The organism is Klebsiella sp. F11 (genome assembly GCF_056712265.1).
This window is the reverse complement of record NZ_CM160060.1, coordinates 4,497,639-4,524,379: the sequence shown is the minus strand read 5'-3', so window position 1 is coordinate 4,524,379 and position 26,741 is coordinate 4,497,639. Positions and strand designations below refer to the sequence as shown.

The 26,741-nt window shown below is 56.1% G+C and carries 23 protein-coding genes, 2 tRNA genes and 2 rRNA genes; 20 read left to right on the top strand and 7 right to left on the bottom strand.

Translation table 11 applies throughout. From position 1 onward, the window contains the following. Positions 1-126: 126 nt before the first annotated feature. The 7 genes from AC1M2H_RS22320 to dkgB all read left to right on the top strand — a co-directional run bounded on the left by AC1M2H_RS22320 (position 127) and on the right by dkgB (position 7,106). Positions 127-3,033: ribosomal RNA gene (locus AC1M2H_RS22320) — 23S ribosomal RNA — on the top strand. A 196-nt stretch (positions 3,034-3,229) separates the two neighbouring features. Continuing rightward, a 5S ribosomal RNA gene (rrf, locus tag AC1M2H_RS22315) occupies positions 3,230-3,345 on the top strand. Positions 3,346-3,536: 191 nt separating this feature from the next. After that, a tRNA-Asp gene (locus AC1M2H_RS22310) sits at positions 3,537-3,613 on the top strand. Positions 3,614-3,762: 149 nt separating this feature from the next. Further along, positions 3,763-4,176 carry an IS66-like element accessory protein TnpA gene (gene tnpA, locus AC1M2H_RS22305; RefSeq protein WP_480148419.1) on the top strand — a complete coding sequence of 138 codons (414 nt, stop codon included), beginning with the start codon at positions 3,763-3,765 and terminating at the stop codon, positions 4,174-4,176. Continuing rightward, entirely contained in the window at positions 4,173-4,523 is a 351-nt protein-coding gene (tnpB, locus tag AC1M2H_RS22300; protein WP_191939720.1) for an IS66 family insertion sequence element accessory protein TnpB, read from the top strand. Before tnpA ends, tnpB begins: the two co-directional genes overlap by 4 nt. A gap of 30 nt (positions 4,524-4,553) precedes the next feature. Further along, a complete protein-coding gene (tnpC, locus tag AC1M2H_RS22295; protein ID WP_480148900.1) occupies positions 4,554-6,146 on the top strand; it encodes an IS66 family transposase in 1,593 nt (530 codons plus the stop codon). A gap of 156 nt (positions 6,147-6,302) precedes the next feature. After that, positions 6,303-7,106 carry a 2,5-didehydrogluconate reductase DkgB gene (gene dkgB / locus AC1M2H_RS22290; protein WP_480149095.1) on the top strand — a complete coding sequence of 268 codons (804 nt, stop codon included), beginning with the start codon at positions 6,303-6,305 and terminating at the stop codon, positions 7,104-7,106. A 34-nt stretch (positions 7,107-7,140) separates the two neighbouring features. Here the strand turns inward: dkgB and yafC are convergent, their stop codons facing one another. After that, positions 7,141-8,043: a DNA-binding transcriptional regulator YafC gene (gene yafC, locus AC1M2H_RS22285; protein WP_480149094.1), complete on the bottom strand. Its 903-nt coding sequence runs from the start codon at positions 8,041-8,043 to the stop codon at positions 7,141-7,143. A gap of 104 nt (positions 8,044-8,147) precedes the next feature. Here yafC and AC1M2H_RS22280 point away from each other — a divergent pair, with 104 nt between their 5' ends. From AC1M2H_RS22280 to AC1M2H_RS22270, 3 genes are all read left to right on the top strand, one after another. Continuing rightward, the gene (locus tag AC1M2H_RS22280) at positions 8,148-9,335 is read left to right on the top strand and encodes an MFS transporter (RefSeq protein WP_480149093.1); all 1,188 of its coding nucleotides are present in this window, start codon (positions 8,148-8,150) and stop codon (positions 9,333-9,335) included. 103 nt (positions 9,336-9,438) lie between these two features. Continuing rightward, a complete protein-coding gene (locus AC1M2H_RS22275; protein WP_480152016.1) occupies positions 9,439-10,236 on the top strand; it encodes an endonuclease/exonuclease/phosphatase family protein in 798 nt (265 codons plus the stop codon). 84 nt (positions 10,237-10,320) lie between these two features. Beyond that, on the top strand, positions 10,321-11,091 hold the full coding sequence (locus AC1M2H_RS22270) for a class I SAM-dependent methyltransferase (protein WP_480149092.1): 771 nt from the start codon (positions 10,321-10,323) through the stop codon (positions 11,089-11,091). 41 nt (positions 11,092-11,132) lie between these two features. On the opposite strand, the gene mltD is transcribed toward AC1M2H_RS22270, so the two are convergent. Both mltD and gloB read right to left on the bottom strand, forming a co-directional pair. Beyond that, positions 11,133-12,500: a murein transglycosylase D gene (gene mltD, locus AC1M2H_RS22265; RefSeq protein ID WP_480149091.1), complete on the bottom strand. Its 1,368-nt coding sequence runs from the start codon at positions 12,498-12,500 to the stop codon at positions 11,133-11,135. Between the two features lie 71 nt (positions 12,501-12,571). Continuing rightward, on the bottom strand, positions 12,572-13,327 hold the full coding sequence (gene gloB / locus AC1M2H_RS22260; RefSeq protein ID WP_480149090.1) for a hydroxyacylglutathione hydrolase: 756 nt from the start codon (positions 13,325-13,327) through the stop codon (positions 12,572-12,574). 33 nt (positions 13,328-13,360) lie between these two features. Between gloB and AC1M2H_RS22255 the strand changes: the two genes are divergently transcribed. After that, positions 13,361-14,083 carry a class I SAM-dependent methyltransferase gene (locus AC1M2H_RS22255; RefSeq protein WP_480149089.1) on the top strand — a complete coding sequence of 241 codons (723 nt, stop codon included), beginning with the start codon at positions 13,361-13,363 and terminating at the stop codon, positions 14,081-14,083. Here AC1M2H_RS22255 and rnhA read toward each other — a convergent pair. Then, positions 14,080-14,547 (bottom strand): ribonuclease HI, encoded by a 468-nt coding sequence (gene rnhA / locus AC1M2H_RS22250; protein WP_480149088.1) that lies wholly within the window; start codon positions 14,545-14,547, stop codon positions 14,080-14,082. The two genes, AC1M2H_RS22255 and rnhA, sit on opposite strands and share 4 nt — an antisense overlap. 64 nt (positions 14,548-14,611) lie before the next feature. On the opposite strand from rnhA, the gene dnaQ reads away from it, so the two are divergent. Together dnaQ and AC1M2H_RS22240 are read left to right on the top strand one after the other, a co-directional pair. Next, a complete protein-coding gene (gene dnaQ / locus AC1M2H_RS22245; RefSeq protein WP_480149087.1) occupies positions 14,612-15,343 on the top strand; it encodes a DNA polymerase III subunit epsilon in 732 nt (243 codons plus the stop codon). Positions 15,344-15,478: 135 nt separating this feature from the next. Further along, positions 15,479-15,555: transfer RNA gene (locus tag AC1M2H_RS22240), tRNA-Asp, on the top strand. A 286-nt stretch (positions 15,556-15,841) separates the two neighbouring features. On the opposite strand, the gene AC1M2H_RS22235 is transcribed toward AC1M2H_RS22240, so the two are convergent. Together AC1M2H_RS22235 and fadE are read right to left on the bottom strand one after the other, a co-directional pair. Beyond that, positions 15,842-16,612: an amidohydrolase gene (locus tag AC1M2H_RS22235; RefSeq protein WP_480149086.1), complete on the bottom strand. Its 771-nt coding sequence runs from the start codon at positions 16,610-16,612 to the stop codon at positions 15,842-15,844. 223 nt (positions 16,613-16,835) lie between these two features. After that, the gene (gene fadE, locus AC1M2H_RS22230; RefSeq protein ID WP_480149085.1) at positions 16,836-19,280 is read right to left on the bottom strand and encodes an acyl-CoA dehydrogenase FadE; all 2,445 of its coding nucleotides are present in this window, start codon (positions 19,278-19,280) and stop codon (positions 16,836-16,838) included. 238 nt (positions 19,281-19,518) lie between these two features. Between fadE and lpcA the strand changes: the two genes are divergently transcribed. Together lpcA and AC1M2H_RS22220 are read left to right on the top strand one after the other, a co-directional pair. Beyond that, the gene (gene lpcA / locus AC1M2H_RS22225; protein WP_480149084.1) at positions 19,519-20,100 is read left to right on the top strand and encodes a D-sedoheptulose 7-phosphate isomerase; all 582 of its coding nucleotides are present in this window, start codon (positions 19,519-19,521) and stop codon (positions 20,098-20,100) included. A gap of 135 nt (positions 20,101-20,235) precedes the next feature. Then, positions 20,236-21,003: a class II glutamine amidotransferase gene (locus tag AC1M2H_RS22220; RefSeq protein WP_480149083.1), complete on the top strand. Its 768-nt coding sequence runs from the start codon at positions 20,236-20,238 to the stop codon at positions 21,001-21,003. Here AC1M2H_RS22220 and dpaA read toward each other — a convergent pair. Next, a complete protein-coding gene (gene dpaA / locus AC1M2H_RS22215) occupies positions 20,974-21,714 on the bottom strand; it encodes a peptidoglycan meso-diaminopimelic acid protein amidase (protein ID WP_480149082.1) in 741 nt (246 codons plus the stop codon). The two genes, AC1M2H_RS22220 and dpaA, sit on opposite strands and share 30 nt — an antisense overlap. Positions 21,715-22,125: 411 nt before the next feature. Here dpaA and AC1M2H_RS22210 point away from each other — a divergent pair, with 411 nt between their 5' ends. Genes AC1M2H_RS22210 through nqrE form a run of 5 tightly spaced genes read left to right on the top strand, consistent with a single transcriptional unit; the run spans position 22,126 to position 26,732 of the window. Then, positions 22,126-23,469 carry a Na(+)-translocating NADH-quinone reductase subunit A gene (locus tag AC1M2H_RS22210; RefSeq protein ID WP_480149081.1) on the top strand — a complete coding sequence of 448 codons (1,344 nt, stop codon included), beginning with the start codon at positions 22,126-22,128 and terminating at the stop codon, positions 23,467-23,469. A gap of 3 nt (positions 23,470-23,472) precedes the next feature. Further along, complete coding sequence (locus tag AC1M2H_RS22205) at positions 23,473-24,711, top strand: NADH:ubiquinone reductase (Na(+)-transporting) subunit B (RefSeq protein WP_480152015.1); 1,239 nt, start codon at positions 23,473-23,475, stop codon at positions 24,709-24,711. Next, the gene (locus tag AC1M2H_RS22200) at positions 24,704-25,498 is read left to right on the top strand and encodes a Na(+)-translocating NADH-quinone reductase subunit C (RefSeq protein ID WP_480149080.1); all 795 of its coding nucleotides are present in this window, start codon (positions 24,704-24,706) and stop codon (positions 25,496-25,498) included. Before AC1M2H_RS22205 ends, AC1M2H_RS22200 begins: the two co-directional genes overlap by 8 nt. Further along, positions 25,491-26,129, top strand: a complete 639-nt coding sequence (locus AC1M2H_RS22195) for an NADH:ubiquinone reductase (Na(+)-transporting) subunit D (protein WP_480149079.1) — start codon at positions 25,491-25,493, stop codon at positions 26,127-26,129. The genes AC1M2H_RS22200 and AC1M2H_RS22195 overlap by 8 nt, the downstream gene beginning before the upstream one ends. Before the next feature lie 3 nt (positions 26,130-26,132). After that, complete coding sequence (nqrE, locus tag AC1M2H_RS22190; RefSeq protein WP_480149078.1) at positions 26,133-26,732, top strand: NADH:ubiquinone reductase (Na(+)-transporting) subunit E; 600 nt, start codon at positions 26,133-26,135, stop codon at positions 26,730-26,732. The last annotated feature ends 9 nt before the right edge of the window (positions 26,733-26,741 follow it).

The following is a 26,741-nucleotide window of genomic DNA, read 5'->3' as shown; positions in this document are numbered from 1 at the left end:
CACTGCGAAGTTTTGCTCTTTAAAAATCTGGATCAAGCTGAAAATTGAAACGACACACGTTGAGTGTGTTCGAGTCTCTCAAATTTTCGCAACGCGACTGTTTTACGAAACAGCTTCGGGTTGTGAGGTTAAGCGACTAAGCGTACACGGTGGATGCCCTGGCAGTCAGAGGCGATGAAGGACGTGCTAATCTGCGATAAGCGTCGGTAAGGTGATATGAACCGTTATAGCCGGCGATTTCCGAATGGGGAAACCCAGTGCAATTCGTTGCACTATCGTTAAGTGAATACATAGCTTAACGAAGCGAACCGGGGGAACTGAAACATCTAAGTACCCCGAGGAAAAGAAATCAACCGAGATTCCCCCAGTAGCGGCGAGCGAACGGGGAGCAGCCCGGAACCTGAATCAGTTTGTGTGTTAGTGGAAGCGTCTGGAAAGTCGCAGGGTACAGGGTGATACTCCCGTACACTAAAATGCACATTCTGTGAGTTCGAAGAGTAGGGCGGGACACGTGGTATCCTGTCTGAATATGGGGGGACCATCCTCCAAGGCTAAATACTCCTGACTGACCGATAGTGAACCAGTACCGTGAGGGAAAGGCGAAAAGAACCCCGGCGAGGGGAGTGAAAAAGAACCTGAAACCGTGTACGTACAAGCAGTGGGAGCCTCTTTTATGGGGTGACTGCGTACCTTTTGTATAATGGGTCAGCGACTTATATTCTGTAGCAAGGTTAACCGTATAGGGGAGCCGCAGGGAAACCGAGTCTTAACTGGGCGTTAAGTTGCAGGGTATAGACCCGAAACCCGGTGATCTAGCCATGGGCAGGTTGAAGGTTGGGTAACACTAACTGGAGGACCGAACCGACTAATGTTGAAAAATTAGCGGATGACTTGTGGCTGGGGGTGAAAGGCCAATCAAACCGGGAGATAGCTGGTTCTCCCCGAAAGCTATTTAGGTAGCGCCTCGTGAACTCATCTTCGGGGGTAGAGCACTGTTTCGGCTAGGGGGTCATCCCGACTTACCAACCCGATGCAAACTACGAATACCGAAGAATGTTATCACGGGAGACACACGGCGGGTGCTAACGTCCGTCGTGAAGAGGGAAACAACCCAGACCGCCAGCTAAGGTCCCAAAGTCATGGTTAAGTGGGAAACGATGTGGGAAGGCCCAGACAGCCAGGATGTTGGCTTAGAAGCAGCCATCATTTAAAGAAAGCGTAATAGCTCACTGGTCGAGTCGGCCTGCGCGGAAGATGTAACGGGGCTAAACCATGCACCGAAGCTGCGGCAGCGACGCGTATGCGTTGTTGGGTAGGGGAGCGTTCTGTAAGCCGTTGAAGGTGGCCTGTGAGGGTTGCTGGAGGTATCAGAAGTGCGAATGCTGACATAAGTAACGATAAAGCGGGTGAAAAGCCCGCTCGCCGGAAGACCAAGGGTTCCTGTCCAACGTTAATCGGGGCAGGGTGAGTCGACCCCTAAGGCGAGGCCGAAAGGCGTAGTCGATGGGAAACAGGTTAATATTCCTGTACTCGGTGTTACTGCGAAGGGGGGACGGAGAAGGCTATGTTAGCCGGGCGACGGTTGTCCCGGTTTAAGCATGTAGGCGGAGGTTCCAGGTAAATCCGGAACCTTTTAACGCTGAGGTGTGACGACGAGGCACTACGGTGCTGAAGTAACAAATGCCCTGCTTCCAGGAAAAGCCTCTAAGCATCAGGTAACATCAAATCGTACCCCAAACCGACACAGGTGGTCAGGTAGAGAATACCAAGGCGCTTGAGAGAACTCGGGTGAAGGAACTAGGCAAAATGGTGCCGTAACTTCGGGAGAAGGCACGCTGATGGTAAGTGAAGCGACTCGCTCGTGGAGCTGAACTCAGTCGAAGATACCAGCTGGCTGCAACTGTTTATTAAAAACACAGCACTGTGCAAACACGAAAGTGGACGTATACGGTGTGACGCCTGCCCGGTGCCGGAAGGTTAATTGATGGGGTTATCCGTAAGGAGAAGCTCTTGATCGAAGCCCCGGTAAACGGCGGCCGTAACTATAACGGTCCTAAGGTAGCGAAATTCCTTGTCGGGTAAGTTCCGACCTGCACGAATGGCGTAATGATGGCCAGGCTGTCTCCACCCGAGACTCAGTGAAATTGAACTCGCTGTGAAGATGCAGTGTACCCGCGGCAAGACGGAAAGACCCCGTGAACCTTTACTATAGCTTGACACTGAACACTGGTCCTTGATGTGTAGGATAGGTGGGAGGCTTTGAAGCGTGGACGCCAGTCTGCGTGGAGCCATCCTTGAAATACCACCCTTTAATGGCTGGTGTTCTAACGTGGGCCCGTAATCCGGGTTGCGGACAGTGTCTGGTGGGTAGTTTGACTGGGGCGGTCTCCTCCCAAAGAGTAACGGAGGAGCACGAAGGTTAGCTAATCCTGGTCGGACATCAGGAGGTTAGTGCAATGGCATAAGCTAGCTTGACTGCGAGCGTGACGGCGCGAGCAGGTGCGAAAGCAGGTCATAGTGATCCGGTGGTTCTGAATGGAAGGGCCATCGCTCAACGGATAAAAGGTACTCCGGGGATAACAGGCTGATACCGCCCAAGAGTTCATATCGACGGCGGTGTTTGGCACCTCGATGTCGGCTCATCACATCCTGGGGCTGAAGTAGGTCCCAAGGGTACGGCTGTTCGCCGTTTAAAGTGGTACGCGAGCTGGGTTTAGAACGTCGTGAGACAGTTCGGTCCCTATCTGCCGTGGGCGCTGGAGAATTGAGGGGGGCTGCTCCTAGTACGAGAGGACCGGAGTGGACGCATCACTGGTGTTCGGGTTGTCATGCCAATGGCATTGCCCGGTAGCTAAATGCGGAAAAGATAAGTGCTGAAAGCATCTAAGCACGAAACTTGCCCCGAGATGAGTTCTCCCTGACTCCTTGAGAGTCCTGAAGGAACGTTGAAGACGACGACGTTGATAGGTCGGGTGTGTAAGCGTAGCGATACGTTGAGCTAACCGATACTAATGAACCGTGAGGCTTAACCTTACAACGCCGAAGCTGTTTTGGCGGATTTGAGAAGATTTTCAGCACTGATTCAGAGTTGAGTACGCAATAATTTGCGCAGTAGTAAGGCGGCAAGCGAAGGAAAAGAAGGAGCATACTGGAGTATGTGACTGAGTTTACGAGCGCAGGCAACGCAGCTGATGCGATAAAGAATGGCGTACTGAGCACAAAGAATTTGCCTGGCGGCAACAGCGCGGTGGTCCCACCTGACCCCATGCCGAACTCAGAAGTGAAACGCCGTAGCGCCGATGGTAGTGTGGGGTCTCCCCATGTGAGAGTAGGGAACTGCCAGGCATCAAATTAGCAGTATGGCACTGACTTTCGTGGCAGTTCACTACTCGACAGAGAGTAGGACAAAAGCGAATGCTTTTGAATGTTGCGAAGCAACGGCCCGAAGGGTGAATCACAAAGTGATTCATAAACTGCCAGGCATCAAATTAGCAGTGAACCGGGGCAATAAACCGGTAGTTGTAAAGAAATTCGGTGGAGCGGTAGTTCAGTCGGTTAGAATACCTGCCTGTCACGCAGGGGGTCGCGGGTTCGAGTCCCGTCCGTTCCGCCACTTATTAAAAGCCCTGAGCATTTGCTCAGGGCTTTTTCTTTTTCCGCCATAGCCGTTTTCCATCGTAAGCGTAAACCCAGTGCCGTATGTAGCCATTAAACCAGTACTGGTAACTTAGACGCCCACTTGTTACAGACGGACATCTAAGTATGGAATCCCAATACTGGCGAAAAGAACCCCGCAAGAATTATTCGAATGACTTCAAGCTCCGTATGGTTGAACTGGCTTCCCGTCCCGGCGCCTGCGTTGCTCAGATTGCCCGTGAAAACGGCGTTAATGATAACGTCATCTTCAAATGGCTGCGGCTCTGGCAGAATGAAGGCCGCATATCGCGCCGCCTTCCGGCTACCGTAGTGACTTCATCACTACCAACGATACTACCTGTTGAGGTTGTACCTGATCCGACTCCATCTGGCAGGATGAACACTGAGCCAGCTCAGTTCTCAGCGCTGAACGCCTCCTCCTGTTGCGTCGAGTTCCGCCACGGCAAAATGACGCTTGAGAACCCGTCACCGGAGTTGCTGGCCGTGCTGCTCCGCGAGCTGACCGGGAGAAGCCAATGATATCCCTCCCGTCAGGCACCCGTATCTGGCTGGTTGCTGGCGTCACGGATATGCGTAAATCGTTCAATGGACTGGGCGAGCTGGTACAGCATGCACTTGATGAAAATCCGTTCTCCGGGCACCTGTTTATCTTCCGTGGCCGCAAAGGTGACACCGTGAAGATCCTCTGGGCTGATGCTGACGGTCTGTGCCTGTTTACCAAACGGCTGGAGGAAGGCCAGTTCATCTGGCCTGCTGTACGCGAGGGTAAAATCGCCATCACCCGCTCACAACTCGCCATGCTCCTCGATAAGCTGGACTGGCGTCAGCCAAAAACAGCCCGACTTAACTCACTGACAATGTTGTAAAAAGAGCATGACCGCATTATAAATGAGGTCATGAGTCAGGACTATATCGCCCGTATCGCCGCGCTGGAAGACGCGCTTCGCCAGAAAGACAGTCGGCTCAGCCTCGTTGCAGAGACTGAGTCGTTCCTGCGTTCTGCGCTGGCCCGCGCAGAAGAGAAAATAGAGAACGAAGAGCGCGAAATAGAGCATCTGCGGGCACAGATAGAAAAACTACGGCGGATGCTGTTCGGTACCCGCTCCGAAAAACTTCGCCGACAGGTTGAAGACGCCGAAGCCCTGCTGAAACAGCAGGAGCAGCAAAGCGATCGTTACAACGGCCGGGATAACGATCAGCAGGTTCCGCGTCAGCTTCGACAGTCGCGCCATCGCCGTCCTCTGCCTGACCATCTTCCACGCGAAATAAACAGGCTGGAGCCCGCCGAAACCTGCTGTCCGGACTGCGGCAGCGATATGGCATACCTCAGAGAAGTCAGCGCAGAGCAACTGGAGCTGGTCTCCAGCGCTCTGAAAGTGATCCGCACGGTCAGGGTGAAAAAGGCCTGCACCCGATGCGACTGCATCGTTGAAGCGCCTGCGCCATCACGCCCTATCGATCGGGGTATCGCCGGTCCGGGTCTGCTGGCCCGGGTGTTAACGGCCAAATACTGTGAACACCTGCCGCTATATCGCCAGTGCGAAATCTTTGCCCGTCAGGGCGTGGATCTGAGCCGGGCTCTGCTCTCCAACTGGGTGGATGCCTGTTGCCGGTTGATGATCCCGCTGGATGAGGCTCTTTACCGCTACGTGATGGACTGCCGCAAACTGCATACGGATGACACTCCGGTGCCGGTACTGGCACCGGGCAGAAAGAAGACGAAAACCGGGCGCATCTGGACGTACGTTCGCAATGACCGGAACGCGGGGTCGTCAGACCCGCCCGCAGCGTGGTTCGCCTTCTCGCCGGATCGGCAGGGGAAACATCCTCAACAACATCTTCGCCATTACCATGGCGTTCTGCAGGCCGATGCCTTCGCTGGTTACGACAGGTTGTTCAGTGCAGAGCGTGACGGCGGCCCGCTAACAGAAGCAGCCTGCTGGGCCCACGCGCGCCGAAAAATCCACGACGTCTATATAAGTACTCAGACGGTCACAGCAGAGGAAGCCCTGAAACGTATCGGTGAACTGTACGCGGTAGAAGAGGAAATACGCGGCCTCCCGGCAACTGAGCGGCTGGCAGCCAGGCAGTCCCGGAGTAAGCCGCTGCTGGCATCCCTGCATGTGTGGTTGGAGGAGAAAAGCGCAACGCTGTCGAAAAAATCCCGGCTGGGGGAGGCGTTCGCATATGCCCTGAACCAGTGGGATGCGCTGTGCTACTACTGCGATGATGGCCTGGCAGAGCCTGATAACAACGTGGCAGAACGCGCGCTGCGAGCTGTCTGCCTTGGCAAGAAAAATTATATCTTCTTCGGGAGCGATCACGGTGGTGAGCGTGGAGCCCTGCTGTACGGTCTGATCGGTACGTGCAGGCTGAATGGCATCGACCCGGAGGCTTACCTACGCCATATCCTGAGCGTTCTGCCGGAGTGGCCCAGCAACAAAGTGGCTGAACTTCTGCCCTGGAACGTGGATCTCACCAATAAATAGCCGTCAATACGGCACTCGCTGAACGCTTACTTTCCATCGAACTATTATTGCCGTTTTAGCAAAAATCCTCTGCATTTATCAATCTATTTCCCCTCCTTCTAATCGGCCATAATGCTCTCAATGAGTTAACCCTAAGTAAAAAGAGGCATTTTATTTATGGCAATCCCTGCATTTGGTCTTGGAACCTTCCGTCTGAAAGATGATGTGGTTATCGCATCGGTAAAAACCGCGCTGGAACTGGGCTACCGTACGATTGATACCGCTCAGATCTATGATAATGAAGCGGCCGTTGGCCAGGCCATCGCCGAAAGCGGCGTGGCGCGTGATGAGCTGTTTATCACCACCAAGATCTGGATCGAAAACCTGAATAAGGGCTCGCTTATCGCCAGCCTGAAAGAGAGCCTAAAAAAGCTGCGTACGGATTATGTCGATCTGACGCTGATCCACTGGCCTTCTCCGGGCGATGCCGTTGCCGTTGAAGAGTTCATGCCGGCGCTGCTGGAAGCGAAGGCGCTGGGGCTGACTCGCCAGATCGGGATCTCAAACTTCACCATTCCGCTGATGGAACGCGCTATCGCTGCCGTCGGTGCTGAAAACATTGCTACCAATCAGATCGAGCTGTCTCCGTACCTGCAGAACCGCAAAGTCGTGGATTGGGCGAAAGCGCACGGTATCCATATCACGTCATATATGACGTTAGCGTATGGTAAGGCGCTGAAAGATGAAGTGATTTCGGGTATTGCCGCTAAGCACAACGCAACCCCTGCGCAGGTGATTCTGGCCTGGGCTATGGGTGAGGGCTTCGCGGTGATCCCGTCTTCCACTAAACGTGAAAACCTGGCGAGCAACCTGAAAGCTCAGGATCTGCAGCTGGACGAGGAAGATCGTAAAGCGATCGCCGCGCTGGATTGCAACGATCGCCTGGTTAGCCCGGAAGGTCTTGCCCCAGAGTGGGATTAAAATAAACAGCCCTCTGTAGCCCTTATTTAACCCTCTACAGCTCCTTCGGGAGCTGTTTTACGTGCTCGCTGAGAAAATCAATAAAAGCCCTAATCCGGGTGCTGACCGCTCTGTCACTATAGTAAACGGCGCTAAACGGCATCTCTACCGGCAGCCGCTTGTCGGCAAGAAGCTCGACAAACTCCCCGCTCGCAATTTCCTGATCCACCATATAATCCGATAAACAGGCGATACCGTTACCGGCAAGGCACAGCTGCTTGAGCGTTTCCCCGCTATTTGAGGATATCTCGCAGCTAACCTCCAGCAGCTGACCGTCGCAGCAGGAGACAGGCCAGGTATTTAATGAAAGAGGCTCAGTAAAACCCAAACACTGGTGATCTTTAAGGCTGGCGACATCCTGCGGCGTGCCGTGGCGGGCGAGGTAGTCTGGTGAGGCGATGATTTTGCGGTAGCTGTAAAACAGCGGCCGAGCGCGCAGGCTGGAATCCGTCAACGTTCCTGCGCGGATCGCAACGTCAACCTTACGTTCAATCAGGTTGATGAAGGTTTCCGACGAAACCAGCGCGAGGGTCATTTCTGGATAGCGCTCGCGAAAAGGCTTCACCAGCGGCATCAGGAAGTGCAGCATCACCGGCGTAGCGGCATCCACGCGCAGCAATCCTCTTGGCGTCGTTCGCGTCTCCAGAAGCTCATTTTCCGCCGCCGCCATTTCCTGAAGCACCACCTGCATACGGCGAAAGTAGCGTTCTCCCTCCTCGGTCAGGCTTAGCTGGCGGGTTGTCCGGTTAAGCAGGCTGACGCCAAGCTTTGATTCCAGCTTTTTCACCGCCCGGCTGACGGCGGAGTTTGCCTGCCCCAGCTGCTCTGCCGCCCGACTAAAGCTTCCGCTTTCGACCACGGCGACAAAGATGGCAATCTCTTCTGATGTCGCTCTCATTATTGCACCTGTAGCAAAATTCTATTGAGACTTTGATAGTTTTTGTTATTTAAGCATCCCTGCATACTACCTGTCATCTTAATCCTGATGATACGGAGTAAATTATGCCACTGGCGCTACTTGCCCTAACTATCGGTGCCTTTGCGATTGGCACCACCGAGTTTGTGATTGTCGGCCTGGTGCCGACAATCGCCGAACAGCTGGCCATCTCGCTGCCTTCCGCGGGTCTGCTGGTTTCTATCTATGCGCTGGGCGTAGCGATCGGTGCCCCGGTGCTGACGGCGCTGGCCGGCCGCATGCCGCGCAAACAGCTGCTGCTGGCGCTGATGGTGCTGTTCACTGCCGGCAACCTGCTTGCCTGGCAGGCGCCGGGCTATGAAACACTGATTTTCGCCCGCTTGCTTACCGGCCTGGCCCACGGCGTGTTCTTCTCGATTGGTTCGACCATTGCGACCAGCCTGGTGCCTAAAGAGAAAGCCGCATCGGCGATTGCCATTATGTTTGGCGGCCTCACCGTGGCACTGGTCACCGGAGTGCCGATCGGTACCTTTATTGGCCAGCATTTCGGCTGGCGCGAAACCTTCCTTGCGGTTTCCATTCTCGGCGTGATTGCGCTGGTGAGTAGTCTGATTCTGGTGCCGAACAATATTCCGGGACGCGCCAGCGCCAGCCTGCGCGATCGGGTGAAGGTATTAACCCACCCGCGCCTGCTGATCATCTATGCGATTACCGCCCTGGGATACGGCGGCGTCTTCACGGCGTTTACCTTCCTCGCGCCAATGATGCAGGACCTGGCCGGGTTTAGCCCGTCAGCGGTGAGCTGGATTTTACTGGGCTACGGCGTCTCTGTGGCGATCGGTAACGTCTGGGGCGGCAAACTGGCCGACAGGCGCGGGGCGGTACCCGCGCTGAAGATTATCTTTGCCGCGCTGGTTGTGCTGCTGCTGGTATTCCAGATTACCGCCAGCATCCAGTATGCCGCGCTGGCAACGGTGCTGGTGATGGGGATTTTTGCCTTCGGCAACGTGCCGGGTCTGCAGGTCTACGTTGTACAGAAAGCGGAGCAATATACGCCCGGCGCCGTAGACGTTGCCTCCGGCCTCAACATCGCCGCTTTTAACGTCGGTATTGCGTTGGGTTCTGTGATTGGCGGACAAACCGTAGAGCGCTATGGCCTGGCCGAGACGCCGTGGATTGGCGCGGTGATTGTGTTTGCTGCGCTGCTGCTGGTTATACTGAGCGGTCGTCTGGATAAATCTCATCCGGCAAAGGCGGTTTCCGTCGCAGGATAAAGGTTTCTGGCGAATTGCATTGAAAGTGCATACGAAAATCCCTATAACAGAATAACCGGCCGCAGTCAGGCCGGTTTCATGTTATCGAGGTTTGATGCCTAAATTGCGAAAGAATACTTATGCTATGCGCTATGTCGCCGGACAGCCTGTGGAGAGAATTATGCCTCCAGGCTCGTTTGCAGGCATTAGCCATGGATTCCCGGCAGGCGTCCCTTTAAGCAGCGATGAGAAGATCCGCGTGCTGGTGTGGAATATTTTTAAACAGCAGCGGGCCGAGTGGAAGTCAGTGCTGAATAATTTCGGTAAAGACGCCCATCTGGTACTGTTACAGGAAGCGCAAACGACGCCCGAGCTGGTCAGATTCGCCACGAGCAACTATCTGGCCGCCGATCAGGTTCCCGCATTAGTGCTGCCGCAGCACCCTTCTGGCGTCATGACGCTGGCTTCAACCCATCCGGTTTACTGCTGCCCTCTGCGCGAGCGCGAGCCGATTTTGCGTCTGGCTAAATCGGCGTTGGTGACCGTCTATCCGCTGCCAGATATGCGTTTGCTGATGGTGGTGAACATCCATGCGGTCAACTTCAGCCTTGGGGTTGATGTCTACAGCAAGCAGCTGTTACCTATCGGCGATCAGATAGCTCACCACAGCGGCCCGGTTATTATGGCCGGTGATTTTAATGCCTGGAGCCGACCGCGCATGAATGCGCTCTATCGCTTTGCCCGCGAAATGTCGCTGCGCGAGGTTCGTTTTTCTGACGATCAGCGCCGCCGCGCTTTTGGTCGTCCGCTCGATTTTGTGTTCTATCGGGGGTTAAGCGTGCACGATGCCTCCGTACTGGTCACCCGCGCCTCCGATCACAACCCGCTACTAGTCGAATTCAGTCCCGGCAAGCCTGATTAATTAAGGTACGTCAGGCCTGCCATGGGGTAGGCCTGCGCAAGCAAGGTGCTGCCCTTATTATTCAAACAACCGAAGGACATCACAATGACAACACGCTCTCACCATGACAACGTCGAAAAACAGTTTGGCTCACAGGCCAGCGCCTACCTGACCAGCGCCGTACACGCTTCCGGACGCGATCTGCAGCGGCTGGCCGAGCGACTGGCCGATTTCCCTGCCGCGCGGGTCCTCGATATGGGCTGCGGCGCCGGGCATGCCAGCTTTGCTGCGGCCGGGCAGGTGGCAGAGGTCACGGCATATGATTTATCCAGCCAGATGCTGGACGTTGTGGCTCAGGCTGCTCAGGATAAGGGTTTTGCAAATATAAAGACCCAGCAGGGTTATGCGGAAACCTTGCCCTTTGCGGCGGACAGCTTCGACGTGGTGATTAGCCGCTATTCCGCCCATCACTGGCATGATGTCGGCCAGGCGCTGCGGGAGGTCAAACGCGTTCTCAAGCCGGGCGGGGTGCTGATTATTATGGACGTCATGTCGCCGGGCCATCCGGTTCGCGACGTGTGGCTGCAAACGGTTGAAGCGCTGCGCGACACCTCTCACGTGCGCAACTATTCCAGCGGAGAGTGGCTGGCACTGACGAACGATGCCGGGCTGATCACGAATAATTTATCGACCGACCGCCTGCCGCTGGAGTTCAGCTCATGGGTGGCGCGTATGCGTACGCCAGAGGCGCTGGTGGCGGCGATTCGTCTCTATCAGGATAGCGCGTCGGCAGAGGTAAAAGCCTACTTTGCTTTACAGGAAGATGGCTCCTTTACCAGCGATACCATCATGTTTGAAGCGCATAAAGCGATATAAAAGAAAAAGGCACCGGGAGACGGTGCCTTTTTTAGGCTAGATCAGGAATCTGGCCTGTCGCTATTTTTTACAAACAACGTGAGCTGATCGCCCGGTTTCAGAACATTGGTGCCGCTGTTCCAGCGCATCACATCACGAGTATTCACGCCATGACGTTTTGCGATGCTCGACAGCGAGTCGCCTTTGCGCACGCGATAGGTGATGCTATCGCTGTTGTTCGCAAGACGCGTCGCGCTGCTGCCGGCGCCAACGACCAGATCCTGGCCTACTTTCAGCCCCGATCCGCGCAGGCTATTCCACTGCTGCAAATCTTTCGTCGATACGCCGAGACGCGAGGCGATCCCGGAAATCGTATCGCCTGAGCGAACCTTATAGCTGCGGCTGGTCAACGGCGCGTTGGCCGCGAGCTGCGTTGGCTGTACGGCTGCAATATCGCCAGAGGCCAGAGACTCACGCAGCTGAGCCGCATGTTTCTGTGGCACCATCACGTACTTTGGCCCGTTCGCACCCAGGGTTGATCCCTTTACTCCGGCGTTGAATGCCTTCAGCTTGCCGACGGGCATTCCTGCCATATCGGCCAACTGGCTAATATCAACCGGGCTATCGAGGCGAACTCGCGCCAGCGCACGGCTTTCGTCTGCCGTTGGCAGCTTCACGCCGTAGCGCTTGCTGTTTTTGAGAATATCGCTCAAAGCCAGCATTTTAGGTACGTAAATCCGGGTTTCCTGTGGTAATGAAAGCGACCAAAAATCAGTGGGCTTGCTGCGTGATTTATTCGCTTTCATTGCCTTCAGCACCCGGCCTTCACCGCTGTTATAGGCCGCGACGGTCAACAGCCAGTCGCCGTCAAACATCTTATTCAGACGCTGCATCATATCCAGCGCCGCCGTCGTCGAGGCGACGACGTCACGACGCGCGTCGTAGCTGCGGGTCTGCTTCAGACCATAATTGCGCCCGGTGCTCGGAATGATCTGCCAGATGCCTGCGGCATTGGCGCCAGACGTTGCATGCGGGTTAAAAGCGCTCTCCACTATGGGTAGTAATACCAGTTCCATTGGCATGTTACGTTTCTTAACTTGCCCGGCTATCCAGTACATATACGGCTCTGCCCGTAAAGTTACATCGTGGAGATAGCTCTTATTACGTAAGTACTTCTGTTTCTGTTCGCGAATCCGGGTATTTTCCGGAATTCCCATCTTTAGCTCGTCGCCTATGGAAGTCCACAGATCCTGGTCTTGCGCGTAGAAGGTTCCATCATCTAACCAGCGCGCTTGACTTGTGAACTTACCTGCTTCCCCTTGACCAGCTGCAGAAAGGCTCTGTGCGTGCTGCTGAACGTTGCCATCGTGCTTAGACGACTGGCACCCCACCAGCAGGACAGAGACGAGTAAAATCGCTCGTGCCTTCATGTGTGTGTCAATAGTTGCTTAAAAGACGAGCAAGAATAACGGTGAAGTTAGCGAATGACAAGAATTAAATGTCAGAAGTCATCTTTCTTTGACCTTAACCAGGCAAATCGCTGCGCTGAGTGTTGCAAATTTGTTTCTCTGGATATTTCTCTAATTAAATCATCGTCATCCGTGCGTAAAAATAAATTTATACGGCGCTCATTTTTCAGAATTACCGGGAGTGTCATTTGGTTTTTTGCACGTAACTCATTAACTTTATGGTAGTAATCATTTATCGCCATATCCTGTGGCAGGATACTCCGCGCAAACTTCATGTTTGCTAAAGTGTACTCATGTGCGCAACATATCACTGTATCATCGGGGAGCGCCGCTATTTTCTTAAATGATTGATACATCTGCTCTGCCGTGCCTTCGAAGAGCCTGCCGCAGCCGCCGGAAAACATTGTATCGCCACAAAATAGATAAGGTTCGCTGTAGAAACAGACGTGTCCTAAAGTGTGACCTGGCGTAGAGAAAATAGAAAATTCGTGACCTAAAACAACGACCCGATCGCCGTCGGCAACGAGGTGGGTGGTTCCCTTATCCTGGGTTTCTGCCGGTCCGTAAACCACGATGTTGGGGAATTTTTCGCGTAGTTGTTTTACCCCGCCAACGTGATCGTGGTGGTGGTGCGTAAGAAAAATGGCCTCCGGCTGCCAGCCGCGTTCCGCGATAGCCGCCAGTACGGGCGCCGCTTCGCCTGGGTCGACGATCAGGCAGCGGTCGTTATCCGCGCTAAGAACCCAGATGTAGTTGTCCTGAAAGGCGGGAATGCTGATAAGATTCATTTATTACCTCTAAAAGCGTAGCGGAAGGTTGCGATGAAGCCGGCAAGGATATCTCAGATAGTCACAGCGCCAGAGCATTGGGCCAGTATGCCCTGGGGCGAATACTATCGCGAATCGCTGGAGCGGCAGATGAAACCGTGGCTGGCTAAGCTCTATGGCTTTCATTTACTTAAGATTGGCAATCTGAGCGCGGAAATCAATACCGAATCATGCGCTATCTCGCATCAGGTGAACGTTTCGCTTCAGGGGACGCCGGTTCAGGTCAAGGCCGATCCCCTCCATCTGCCTTTTGCCGAAAAGTCGGTTGACGCCTGCCTGCTGGCGCACACCTTGCCCTGGTGCAGCGATCCTCACCGCCTGCTGCGCGAAGCCGACAGGGTGCTGATTGATGACGGCTGGATAATTATGACCGGCTTTAACCCGGTGAGCCTGATGGGGCTGCGCAAGCTGATGCCGGTATTGCGTAAAACTGTGCCGTACAGCAGCCGGATGTTTACGCTAACGCGCCAGCTGGACTGGCTGGCGCTGCTCAATTTTGAGGTTCTGCACTACGGCCGCTATCAGGTGCTGCCCTGGTCCCGACACGGCGGTAAGATGCTCAGTACCCATCTGCCGGCGCTGGGCTGTCTGCAGATGATTGTGGCCCGCAAGCGCACGATCCCGTTAACGCTAAATCCGCTGAGGTCGGGAAAAGCGAAGACGCGGCTGCGCCAGGCGGTAGGAGCCACGCGACAGTCGCGAAACGGGCATAATTAACGTTCCGGCTGATAGCCGATATCGTCCTGGGTAGGGTTGGAGGCGGCAGCGCGCGCCAGCTCGTCGCAGCGTTCGTTTTCCGGATGGCCGGCGTGACCTTTAACCCACTCCCACCTGATCCGGTGCTGGCCAAGCGCGATATCCAGGCGCTGCCACAGATCGACGTTTTTGACCGGCTTTTTATCCGCCGTTTTCCAGCCGCGCTTTTTCCAGTTGTGGATCCACTGGGTGATCCCCTGACGCACGTACTGGCTGTCGGTGCTCAGTATGACTTCGCACTGCTCCTTCAGCGCTTCCAGCGCAACGATGGCCGCCATCATCTCCATGCGGTTGTTAGTCGTGAGGTTATAGCCTTCGCTAAAGATTTTTTCCTTGCCACGATAGCGTAAAATAGCGCCGTAGCCGCCGGGTCCTGGATTTCCCAGGCATGAACCGTCGGTGAAAATTTCTACCTGTTTAAGCATCTCTGGTAGACTTCCTGTAATTGACATCGATAGGTAAACGGCAAGTCTGACATAAATGACTGATATGAGCACTGCAATTACGCGACAGATTGTTCTCGATACTGAAACCACCGGTATGAACCAGATCGGCGCGCATTACGAAGGACATAAAATCATCGAGATTGGTGCGGTGGAGGTGATCAACCGCCGTCTTACCGGGAATAACTTCCATGTCTATCTCAAGCCGGACCGGCTGGTGGACCCTGAAGCCTTTGGCGTTCACGGGATTGCCGATGAGTTTTTGATGGACAAGCCGGTGTTTGCTGACGTAGTCGATGAGTTCATGGACTATATCCGCGGGGCGGAACTGGTCATCCATAACGCATCGTTCGATATCGGCTTTATGGATTATGAGTTTGGCAAGCTAAAGCGTGATATTCCCAAGACCAATACCTTCTGCAAGGTCACCGATAGCCTGGCGCTGGCGCGGAAAATGTTCCCCGGCAAGCGTAACAGCCTCGATGCGCTGTGCTCGCGTTATGAAATAGATAACAGCAAGCGAACGCTGCACGGAGCGCTGCTCGATGCCCAGATTCTGGCCGACGTCTATCTGATGATGACCGGCGGCCAGACGACGCTGGCGTTTTTGACGGAAGGCGAAGGGCAGATGCAGGCTGGAGAGATGGGAATACAGCGCGTTGTTCGGGCTGCCAGCAGGCTGCGCGTCGTTTACGCCTCTGATGACGAGCTGCTAAACCATGAATCGCGGCTCGACCTGGTCCAAAAGAAAGGCGGAAGCTGTCTGTGGCGGAGCTGATACGGCGCAATACGCTGTAAAAATAGGCGGGTGGGTGATTTTTACAGCAAACGGTTCAAAAGTGAAGAAAAAGCGTTGACGGAGTTAGCGGTAGTCCGTAATATTCGCCTCGTTCCCCAAGGGGACAGTGAAAGTGGAGCGGTAGTTCAGTCGGTTAGAATACCTGCCTGTCACGCAGGGGGTCGCGGGTTCGAGTCCCGTCCGTTCCGCCACTATTCAGAAAGCCTGAATCAGCGATGATTCAGGCTTTCGTCGTTTTAGCGACGCCACCTTACTCATTCCATCTATTTCAATCGCTTGCGAATATGATGCTGCGGGCCGCCAGCATGCATGCCCGGACAGGCCACACTCGTTTGTTTCGCCGAACCTATTGCTCTTTATCGTTGGCAAAGCCGAACGCCGGTTTATCGACTCTGCAGTCCCCTGAATATGAAGCATCACTCAATTACGGGGACTCAGGGCGGAAGCGCTCCCCCCGATGATGAGGGGGAGGGGAGATTAATCCAGGCTAAACGGATCGGCATCCTGCCAGGCGGGGAATTTCTCGCGATATTCGTTGAGCGCGCTGAGCGACAGCTCCGCATCAAGGCGCGTGGCCTGATGAGGCTCCGCCGTTGCCAGAATCTCTCCCTGCGGGCTGATAATGCGGCTATCGCCCCGATAGTGGTGGCCGTTACCGTCGGTACCGACCCGATTGCAGCCGGCAACGTAGGCCTGGTTTTCAATAGCCCGGGCGACCAGCAGCGACTGCCAGTGTAGCGAGCGCGGCGCCGGCCAGTTGGCTACGTACAGCGCTAAATCGTAGTCGTTATGGTTGCGTGACCACACCGGGAAGCGCAGGTCGTAGCAAACCAGCGGCAGGATCCGCCAGCCGCGCCACTCGAAAACAACCCGCTCGCTGCCCGCCGTATAATGATGATGCTCTTCCGCCATGCGGAACAGGTGTCGCTTATCATAGAAATGGGCTTTACCTCCAGGCTCCACCAGCAGGAAGCGGTTAACCGGGCCGCGTTCGGTTTGTAGCGCAGCGCTACCCGCAATAAGGGCATTGGTCTGCGCCGCTTTCGCCAGCATCCAGTCGATGACCTCTTCCTGAGGCAGCGACTGTTTCGCAGCTTCCATGGCGAAGCCGGTGGTAAACATTTCCGGCAAAACAATCAGGTCACGCCCGCTGATGCCTTCCAGCTGGCGATCGAAATGGCGTAGGTTGGCGGGACCGTCCATCCACACCAGCGGTTGTTGCAATAGCGTAATTTTCAGGCCAGACACGGTGGTGAACTCCATTATCATTAGGCTGTTATAGTCACTTTAACACCATATCAGTCTCTGGATAGTCAGCGGAATATTTTGTTAAAAAAATGCTAATGCTGGAAACGATTTGTGCGGGAAAGGGGCCGCCAGAGGTACAAGGGCGCAGCAGGAGGGCTGCACGGGACAAAAAAAGAGGCGGAGGAAAACCCCCGCCCCGATCGTGATGTGATTAATTTACTCTTCAGGCCGCTTCAATCTTGCGGACTTTCTCCGGCAGCTTTACCGGCCGGGTGGCCAGCTCATCCGGGGCGAAGTTGTCAACGTTGATACTGCGCAGGCGGCTGGTTTCAGCCCGGGTAAGAAGCGTGGCTTCTTCCTCATTGATTAACCCTTTCGCCAGCGCGTTGCGGGCCAGTTCATCAAGGCGGGTGAACGGCAGGTTTTTGCCCAGTTCTTTACAGATACGCTGGTGGATCGGGTCGGCGGCCATGACGTCCAGCAGCGCCTCTTCCAGCAGACCGACCGGGTTGTGCTCGCTCGGGGTCAGGTACTGGCCGCGGCCAATACGCGAACGCGTTGCGCTCGGGATCTGCAGGATTTTGGCGACCTTATGGTCCAGCTTATCGGACGGCGCATCGTAGTGGCGGCCGGTCGGGAAGATGGCAACGCGCAGGACGCCGGCGACAAAGCCGTTGGGGAAGTTTTTCAGCAGGTCGTCAATGGCCTGCTCCGCCTGATACAGCGCATCCTGAACGCCCCAGTGAACCAGCGGCAGATCGGCTTCGTTACGCCCCTCGTCGTCATAGCGTTTCAGCACCGCCGAGGCGAGGTACAGCTGGCTTAAAACGTCGCCCAGTCGGGCGGAAATACGCTCGCGACGCTTCAGGCTGCCGCCAAGCACCGCCATTGAGACGTCAGAGAGCAGCGCCAGGTTGGCGCTCAGGCGGTTCATATGCTGATAGTAGCGGCGGGTCGCGTCACGGGTTGGCGTGCTGCTGGTCAGCCCGCGGGTCAGGCCCAGCCAGAAGCTGCGGACCTTATTGCTGCCGACGTGGCCGATGTGTTTGAACAGCAGGGTGTCGAAAGCGTTAACGTCGTTGTTCTGCGCGGCGGCCATTTCGTCCAGCACGTACGGATGGCAGCGGATTGCGCCCTGGCCGAAGATCATCATGCTGCGGGTCAGGATGTTGGCGCCTTCGACGGTGATAGCGATCGGCGCTCCTTGATAGGCGCGGGCGAGGAAATTGCCTTCACCCAGCATGATGCCTTTCCCGCCGGTGATATCCATTGCGTCGATGATGGAACGCTGGCCGCGGTGGGTGCAGTGATACTTCACGATAGCTGACAGAACCGCCGGCTTCTCACCGAGCATGATGCCGTAAGTAATCAGCGACGCGGCGGCGTCCATCACGTAGGCGTTACCGGCAATACGCGCCAGCGGCTCTTCGATGCCTTCCATTTTACCGATTGAGATCTTGAACTGGCGGCGAATATGGGCGTAGGCGCCGGTGGCCATCGCCACGGACTTCAGGCCGCCGGTGGCGTTGGACGGCAGGGTGATGCCGCGACCGACGGACAGGCACTCCACCAGCATCCGCCAGCCCTGGCCGGCCATCGTTGGGCCGCCGATGATGTAATCGATCGGGACGAAAATGTCTTTACCCTGGGTCGGGCCGTTCTGGAACGGTACGTTAAGCGGGAAGTGGCGGCGGCCGATTTCAACCCCAGGCGTCGAGGTTGGGATCAGCGCACAGGTGATGCCCAGCTCCTCTTCTCCCCCCAGCAGACGGTCAGGGTCGGAGAGTTTAAACGCCAGCCCCAGCACGGTGGCGATTGGCGCCAGGGTAATGTAGCGCTTGTTCCAGGTCAGGCGCATGCCCAGGACCTGTTCGCCCTGCCATTCGCCCATGCACACCACGCCGGTATCCGGAATGGCGCCGGCGTCGGAACCCGCTTCCGGGCTGGTCAGCGCAAAGCAGGGGATCTCCTGGCCACGCGCGAGGCGCGGCAGATAGTGATTTTTCTGTTCATCGGTACCGTAATGATGCAGCAGTTCGCCCGGGCCTAACGAGTTGGGTACGCCCACGGTAATCGCCAGGATACCGGAAACGCCGGACATTTTTTGCAGCACGCGGGACTGAGCGTAGGCGGAGAACTCCAGACCGCCGTACTCTTTCTTAATGATCATCGCAAAGAAGCGATGCTCTTTCAGGTAGTCCCACAGCTGTGGAGGCAGGTCGGCCATTTCGTGGGTAATTTCAAAATCGTTCGCCATGCGGCAGGCTTCTTCTACCGGGCCGTCTAGAAATGCCTGCTCTTCGGCGGTCAGGCGCGGCTGCGGATAGTTATGCAGCTTTTGCCAGTCCGGGTTGCCGCGAAACAGATCGCCTTCCCACCAGGTGGTTCCCGCATCAATAGCTTCTTTTTCCGTCCGCGACATCGGCGGCATCACCTTGCGGAACGCGCGGAACGCGGGCGCGGAAAAAATAGATTTACGCATCGGCGCAAAGTTAAACGGCAGCAGGACGATCGCTAACGGCAGCAGCAGCCAGATATTCCACAGCCCGGCGACGCTAAGGGCGGCGGTCCAGGCGAGCAAAATCACGCTGCTGAGCAGGAGATTGATTCGGTGATAGAAGAGCGCACCGAGCAAAACAACGGTTGCAACAATACTCAAAATCATCATAACGAAATGCTCCCTGTCTTGTAGGAGGTCTGACCACTTGTGATGATATGGTTGTAGTGGATGTAATTTGTTTTAGCAATGTGTTTACAAAATAATTACAACCTTGCTCACATTGTTGTAGGCAAATGCGGCACGTAAAAGCAAAACCTCAGGGGATAACCGCGCCTTCTGCTTCTCGCTTTAGCGGCTATCCGGTACACTGCCAGGGTTATTCCACCAATACTGAAGGATTATCCTCATGTACCAGGATCTTATTCGTAACGAACTGAACGAAGCAGCGGAAACGCTGGCTAACTTTCTGCAGGACGAAGCCAATATTCACGCTATCCAGCGTGCCGCGGTGCTGCTGGCAGATAGCTTTAAGGTGGGCGGTAAAGTCCTCTCCTGCGGTAACGGCGGTTCCCACTGCGATGCGATGCATTTTGCCGAAGAACTGACCGGGCGCTATCGTGAAAACCGTCCGGGCTACCCGGCAATTGCGATTTCAGACGTCAGCCACCTTTCCTGCGTCAGCAATGATTTTGGCTACGAGTACGTTTTCTCCCGCTACGTTGAATCGGTTGGCCGCGCCGGCGACGTGCTGCTAGGGATCTCCACCTCCGGTAATTCAGGTAACGTTATCAAAGCGATCGACGCCGCCCGCGCGCAGGGGATGAAGGTGATCACCCTCACCGGTAAAGACGGCGGTAAAATGGCCGGTTCCGCCGATGTTGAAATCCGCGTGCCGCATTTTGGCTATGCCGACCGTATTCAGGAAATTCACATCAAAGTGATTCATATTCTGATTATGCTGATCGAAAAAGAGATGGTTAAAGCTTAACGGGCCGTTTTGCCGGCGGCGTTAAGCCAGGGCAGCGCTCAATTTCCTGACGTACATCAGGTACGATTCGGTTTTTGCGCGCTGGCCGCCGCAGTGAAGCCTTTGGTATTTAAGCCGCGTGGTATGAGGTGAGATATGTGCGAACTGCTCGGGATGAGCGCGAATGTGCCAACAGATATTTGCTTTAGCTTTACCGGGCTGGTTCAGCGCGGTGGCGGCACCGGGCCGCATAAAGACGGCTGGGGTATCACCTTCTATGAAGGCAAGGGCTGTCGCACATTTAAAGATCCGCAGCCCAGCTTTCAGTCGCCCATCGCTAAGCTGGTGCAGGATTATCCCATCAAATCCTGCTCGGTCGTCGCCCATATTCGCCAGGCTAACCGCGGCATCGTGGCGCTGGAAAATACCCACCCCTTTACTCGTGAGCTGTGGGGACGCAACTGGACCTACGCGCATAACGGCCAGCTGGAAGGATATGAGACTCTCGACACCGGGAATCTTCATCCGGTCGGCGAAACAGACAGCGAAAAGGCGTTCTGCTGGCTGCTGCATCGCCTTACCGAGCGCTATCCCGGTACCCCTGACTCGATACCTGAAATCTTCGGCTATATCGCCGAACTGGCGGGCGAGCTGCGGGAGAAGGGCGTCTTCAACATGCTGCTCTCTGACGGCCGTTACGTGATGGCATACTGCTCGACGAATTTATACTGGATTACGCGAAGGGCGCCGTTTGGCGTCGCGACGTTGCTGGATCAGGATGTGGAGATCGACTTTCAGCGGGAGACCACACCGAACGATGTGGTCACCGTTATCGCCACTCAGCCTTTAACCGGCAATGAGACCTGGCATAAAATCATGCCGGGCGAGTGGGCGCTATTTTGCCTGGGGGAGCGTGTAGTTTGACGCCAGCTGCGGGTGGATAAGCTCGTGGCTAAGCGGCTTGCTCACCACGTAGCGGCCGTCCGCTACCGAGATAACCGGCGGCTTGTGGGTTTGCTGGAAATAGTCGTAGCCTGGCTTCAGCTGTTTCCAGAAATCCGCATAGTAGGCGTATTTGTGGCGTTCCATGTTGGCATCGGTCATGCGGAATGGATAAATGCTGACCTGCACGTTGGGCTGGCCGAACACTAACGCGCCGGTAACGAACTGGAAAATCTCATCAATGCCGGTATCGGTCATGGCGTAGCAGCCGATAGATACGCAGGCGCCGTGGATCATCAGGTATTTACCTTCATAGCCGTGCGCGCGGTCGTAGGCGTTCGGGAAGCCGATATTAATGGCTTTATAGAAGCGGCTATCCGGTTTTAGCTGATTACGCGTCACGCTGTAGAACCCTTCCGGACTCTTGAAGTCGCCCTGACGCTGCTTCGGCCCCAGTCCGCCGGAGTAGTTGCAGATCCGGTAGCTGTCGAGGAGCTGAAATTTTTCGCCCATTTTGACGTAAAGATCGAGCGTACGCTCTTCTTTAAAGATCTCAATGTAGACCGGGGAACCCATTAATTGCTGTTTATATTCTTTGCTAACCGGCGTCGTCGAGCTGTTATTGCTGAGAAGCCCAGCAAATGAAACGCACGGCAACAAAAGCATCGCAATAAATAATGCGATTTTGCGCATACTGCTTGTTCCTTGATAAAACTCAAACCACATTGCCAGGACGGCAAGAGAGACCCAAAATCAGAGTTTTCTGGATTTAGAGCGCTCACATTAGCATCACGGCATTTTTTCGCAAGCGCGGCGTCGCGCGTTTACAATTTAGTTGTCCTTTATAACGAATCTGACGGCAAAGCGCAGTGAGAACTTTGCGCAATAGCTCGCATTTTAGAACCGCTTAACGGGGTTTACCTACAGCCACCGCTAACAAAATGTTACACTTACACCGCTTAGTGACCAGGGTAAGAAAGGATGCTTCTCTCCCGTCTTGTAAACGTTCAGGACCTTCGCTTTTCCTTTTTTCTCTGACTTTCCATCAATGTTGCTGGCCGCGGCCTGATGCCGGGGTTTCGGTTACGGATACCTGCTAACGATATGATTAAAATTAAAAAAGGTCTGGATCTGCCCATTGCTGGCATGCCAATACAGCAGATAGCTTCTCCGATTGCCGTCAAACGCGTTGCGCTGTTGGGCGAGGAGTACGTCGGTATGCGCCCCTCGATGGCGGTGCAGGAAGGCGACCGGGTGCAGAAAGGCCAGCCGCTGTTCGAAGATAAAAAGAACCCTGGCGTCTACTTTACCGCGCCTGCGAGCGGCGTGATCGGCGCGATTCACCGCGGCGAACGCCGGGTGCTGCAGTCGGTGGTGATTGATATCGACGGCAGTGACGCCGTGCGGTTTCCCCGCTACACGCCGGACGACCTTGCCGGGCTGTCGCGCGAAACCGTCCAGCATCAGCTGCTGGCGTCCGGCCAGTGGACGGCGCTGCGCACCCGGCCTTTCAGCAAAACGCCGGCGCCGGGCAGCGTGCCGGCGGCGATTTTCGTCACCGCAATGGATACCAACCCGCTGGCCGCCGATCCTCAGCCCATTATTCTCGCCCGGCGCGAGGCCTTTGACGCTGGCCTTACGCTGCTGACCCGTCTCACCGACGGCAAAATCCACGTCTGCCAGGCCAGCGGCGGCAAGCTGGGGGGCCATCGTTCAGGGCAGGTGACCTTCAACCAGTTCTCCGGTCCGCATCCGGCGGGGCTGGCAGGGACCCACATCCACTTCCTCGAGCCGGTGAGCCTGACGAAACAGGTCTGGTACCTGAACTATCAGGAGGTCATCGCCATCGGTCGGCTGTTCCTCGACGGGGAGCTCTACAGCGAGCGCGTGATTGCGCTAGGCGGCCCGCAGGTCAGGGAGCCGCGGCTGGTGCAAACCTGCTGCGGCGCCAGCCTGGATGAGCTGCTGGCGGGGGAGCTACGCGAAGGTGAAAACCGGGTCATTTCCGGCTCCGTGCTGAGCGGTACCCGCGCCTTTGGCCCGCGCGCTTTTCTCGGCCGTTTCCACCTGCAGGTGAGCGTGGTTAAAGAGGGGCGTGACAAAGAGCTGCTGGGCTGGGTGATGCCGGGGAAAGATAAATTCTCCATTACCCGGACCACCCTGGGGCACTTCCTGAAGCATAAGTTATTCAACTTTTCGACCGATACCCACGGCGGCGAGCGGGCGATGGTGCCGATTGGCAACTACGAAAGGGTAATGCCGCTGGATATTCTCCCCACCTTGCTGCTGCGCGATCTGCTGGCGGGCGATAGCGACAGCGCCCAGGCGCTGGGTTGCCTTGAGCTGGATGAGGAAGATCTCGCGCTTTGTACCTACGTGTGCCCCGGCAAGTATGAATACGGCCCGGCGCTGCGCAGCGTGTTAACCCGGATTGAGCAGGAAGGATAGGTGATGGGCTTAAAGCAGCTGTTTGACAAAATTGAGCCGCACTTTACGCACGGCGGCAAGCTGGAAAAGTACTACCCGCTGTTCGAAGCGACGGCGACGCTATTCTACACCCCCGGTCAGGTGACGCGCGGCGCCGCTCACGTGCGCGACGCCATCGACCTGAAGCGCATGATGATCCTGGTCTGGCTCGCCGTATTCCCGGCCATGTTCTGGGGCATGTATAACGTGGGCCTGCAAACGCTCCAGGCGCTGCACAAGCTGTACGGCGCGGAGCAGCTGCAGCAGATTATTGCCAGCGACTGGCACTACGGTCTGGCCCAGTGGCTGGGGGCGAGCTTCGCCGCGGATGCGGGCTGGCTCAGCATGATGACCCTCGGCGCGGCGTTTTTCCTGCCTATTTATATGACGGTGTTTATCGTCGGCGGCTTCTGGGAAGTGCTGTTTGCCATTGTGCGCAGGCACGAGATCAACGAAGGATTTTTCGTCACCTCGATCCTCTTCGCGCTGATCGTCCCGCCTACGCTGCCGCTGTGGCAGGCCGCTCTGGGCATCTCCTTCGGCGTGGTTATCGCCAAAGAGATTTTTGGCGGCACCGGGCGTAACTTCCTGAACCCGGCGCTGGCGGGGCGCGCGTTCCTGTTCTTTGCCTGGCCGGCGCAAATCTCCGGCGACCTGGTATGGACCGCTGCGGACGGTTTTTCCGGCGCGACGCCGCTGTCCCAGTGGGCGAGCGGCGGCGGTGAAGCGCTGGTGAACGTCACCAGCGGCCAGCCGGTTAGCTGGATGGACGCCTTCCTCGGCAACATTCCCGGCTCCATCGGCGAAGTTTCAACGCTGATGATCCTGATTGGCGGCGCGCTCATTATCTTCGGGCGCATTGCCTCGTGGCGCATCGTTGCCGGCGTGATGATCGGTATGGCGGCGACCGCGACGCTGTTTAATTTCATCGGCTCGGATACTAACCCGCTATTTGCCATGCCGTGGTACTGGCATCTGGTGCTCGGCGGTTTTGCCTTCGGCATGATGTTTATGGCGACGGATCCGGTATCGGCGTCGTTTACCGATAAAGGCAAATGGAGCTATGGCCTGCTGATCGGCGCGATGTGCGTGCTGATTCGGGTGGCCAACCCGGCCTATCCGGAAGGGATGATGCTGGCGATCCTCTTCGCCAACCTCTTTGCGCCGCTATTCGATTACCTGGTGGTACAGGCCAATATTAAGCGGAGGAAGTCGCGTGGCTGAGAATAAAGGTAACGATAGCATCGGCAAAACGCTGCTGGTGGTGCTGGTGCTGTGCCTGGTCTGCTCTATCGTGGTTGCCGGCTCCGCCGTGGGCCTGAAGTCGCGCCAGCAGGAGCAGCGCGAGCTGGATAAACAGCGCAATATCCTCGCCGTATCCGGGCTGAGAACGCCGAAGATGAGCGCCGAGGAGGTGGAACGCGTTTTTGCCGCCCGTATCTCGCCGCGGCTGGTGGATTTAGCCAGCGGCGAGCTGCTGGATAAAGACCCGGGTAAGTTCAATCAGGCGCGGGCGCTGAAGGATCCTGAGCAAAGCATCTCGCTGGACGTCAGCCAGGACCCGGCGGGCATCAAACATCGTAGCAATATTGTCGAAATTTACCTGGTGCGCGATGAGCAGCGGCAGATTCAGGAAGTGATCCTGCCGATTTACGGCAACGGTCTGTGGTCGATGATGTACGCCTTCGTGGCGCTGGGGACCGACGGCCGTACGATTAAGGGCCTGACCTATTACGATCATGGCGAAACGCCGGGGCTGGGCGGTGAGGTGGAAAACCCCAACTGGCGGCAGCAGTTTATCGGCAAGCAGGTGCTTGACGATAGCGGCCATCCGGCGCTGAAGGTGGTGAAGGGCGGGGCGCATCCGGGAGATATCCACGCCGTTGACGGCCTGTCCGGAGCGACGCTGACCTCCAACGGCGTGCAGCATAGCTTTGATTTCTGGATGGGCGAGCTGGGCTTCGGCCCGTTTTTGCAAAGAGTGCGTGACGGAGAGCTGAATAATGGCTGAAACAGGCGATACGCAAGAGATGAAGCGCGTATTGGTGGGGCCGCTGCTGGCCAATAACCCCATTACGCTGCAGGTGCTGGGGGTCTGTTCGGCGCTGGCCGTGACCACTAAGCTGGAAACTGCGCTGGTGATGACCCTCGCGGTCACGCTGGTGACGGCCTTTTCCAGCATGTTTATCTCGATGATCCGCCACCATATTCCCAACAGCGTGCGGATGATCGTGCAGATGACGATCGTCGCCTCGCTGGTGATTGTGGTGGACCAGCTGCTGCGCGCCTTTGCCTATGAGACCTCCCGGCAGCTGTCGGTATTTGTCGGGCTGATCATCACCAACTGCATCGTGATGGGCCGGGCGGAAGGGTACGCCATGAAGTCGCCGCCGCTGGCCAGCTTTATGGACGGTATCGGCAACGGACTGGGATATGGCGCCATTCTGATCGTGGTCGGCTTCCTGCGCGAGCTTATCGGCAGCGGCAAGCTCTTTGGCATAACCGTGCTGGAGACGGTGCAGAACGGCGGCTGGTATCAGCCGAACGGCCTGTTCCTGCTGGCGCCGAGCGCCTTCTTTATTATCGGTTTGCTGATTTGGGCGCTGCGCAGCTGGAAGCCGGAACAGCAGGAAAAGGAGTAAACGATGGCGGCTCACTATATCAGCCTGTTTGTCCGCGCCGTATTCGTTGAAAATATGGCACTGGCCTTCTTCCTCGGGATGTGCACCTTCCTCGCGGTATCGAAAAAGGTCTCCACCGCCTTTGGTCTCGGCCTGACGGTGACCATCGTGCTTGGGCTGGCGGTACCGATCAATAACCTGATCTATAACCTGGTGCTGCGCGACGGGGCGCTGGCGGAGGGCGTCGATTTAAGTTTTCTCAACTTTATTTCCTTTATCGGCGTGATCGCCGCGCTGGTGCAGATCCTCGAGATGATCCTCGATAAGTATTTCCCGGCGTTATACCACGCGCTGGGGATCTTCCTGCCGCTGATTGCCGTGCACTGTGCGATCTTTGGCGGCGTCTCCTTCATGGTGCAGCGTGACTACAACTTCCCGGAATCCATTGTTTATGGCTTCGGTTCCGGTATCGGCTGGACGCTGGCGATTGTCGCCCTGGCGGGCATCCGGGAGAGAATGAAATATGCCAACGTACCTGCCGGCCTGCGCGGGTTAGGGATCACCTTTATTACCACCGGTCTGATGGCGCTGGGCTTTATGTCATTCTCCGGCGTGCAGCTATAAGGGCGGAAA

Coding starts and splice junctions, on each gene's coding strand:
- tnpA (WP_480148419.1), top strand. CDS start 3,763: ATGGAATCCCAATACTGGCGAAAAGAACCCCGCAAGAATTATTCGAAT.
- tnpB (WP_191939720.1), top strand. CDS start 4,173: ATGATATCCCTCCCGTCAGGCACCCGTATCTGGCTGGTTGCTGGCGTC.
- tnpC (WP_480148900.1), top strand. CDS start 4,554: ATGAGTCAGGACTATATCGCCCGTATCGCCGCGCTGGAAGACGCGCTT.
- dkgB (WP_480149095.1), top strand. CDS start 6,303: ATGGCAATCCCTGCATTTGGTCTTGGAACCTTCCGTCTGAAAGATGAT.
- yafC (WP_480149094.1), bottom strand. CDS start 8,043: ATGAGAGCGACATCAGAAGAGATTGCCATCTTTGTCGCCGTGGTCGAA.
- AC1M2H_RS22280 (WP_480149093.1), top strand. CDS start 8,148: ATGCCACTGGCGCTACTTGCCCTAACTATCGGTGCCTTTGCGATTGGC.
- AC1M2H_RS22270 (WP_480149092.1), top strand. CDS start 10,321: ATGACAACACGCTCTCACCATGACAACGTCGAAAAACAGTTTGGCTCA.
- mltD (WP_480149091.1), bottom strand. CDS start 12,500: ATGAAGGCACGAGCGATTTTACTCGTCTCTGTCCTGCTGGTGGGGTGC.
- gloB (WP_480149090.1), bottom strand. CDS start 13,327: ATGAATCTTATCAGCATTCCCGCCTTTCAGGACAACTACATCTGGGTT.
- AC1M2H_RS22255 (WP_480149089.1), top strand. CDS start 13,361: ATGAAGCCGGCAAGGATATCTCAGATAGTCACAGCGCCAGAGCATTGG.
- rnhA (WP_480149088.1), bottom strand. CDS start 14,547: ATGCTTAAACAGGTAGAAATTTTCACCGACGGTTCATGCCTGGGAAAT.
- dnaQ (WP_480149087.1), top strand. CDS start 14,612: ATGAGCACTGCAATTACGCGACAGATTGTTCTCGATACTGAAACCACC.
- fadE (WP_480149085.1), bottom strand. CDS start 19,280: ATGATGATTTTGAGTATTGTTGCAACCGTTGTTTTGCTCGGTGCGCTC.
- lpcA (WP_480149084.1), top strand. CDS start 19,519: ATGTACCAGGATCTTATTCGTAACGAACTGAACGAAGCAGCGGAAACG.
- AC1M2H_RS22220 (WP_480149083.1), top strand. CDS start 20,236: ATGTGCGAACTGCTCGGGATGAGCGCGAATGTGCCAACAGATATTTGC.
- dpaA (WP_480149082.1), bottom strand. CDS start 21,714: ATGCGCAAAATCGCATTATTTATTGCGATGCTTTTGTTGCCGTGCGTT.
- AC1M2H_RS22210 (WP_480149081.1), top strand. CDS start 22,126: ATGATTAAAATTAAAAAAGGTCTGGATCTGCCCATTGCTGGCATGCCA.
- AC1M2H_RS22205 (WP_480152015.1), top strand. CDS start 23,473: ATGGGCTTAAAGCAGCTGTTTGACAAAATTGAGCCGCACTTTACGCAC.
- AC1M2H_RS22195 (WP_480149079.1), top strand. CDS start 25,491: ATGGCTGAAACAGGCGATACGCAAGAGATGAAGCGCGTATTGGTGGGG.
- nqrE (WP_480149078.1), top strand. CDS start 26,133: ATGGCGGCTCACTATATCAGCCTGTTTGTCCGCGCCGTATTCGTTGAA.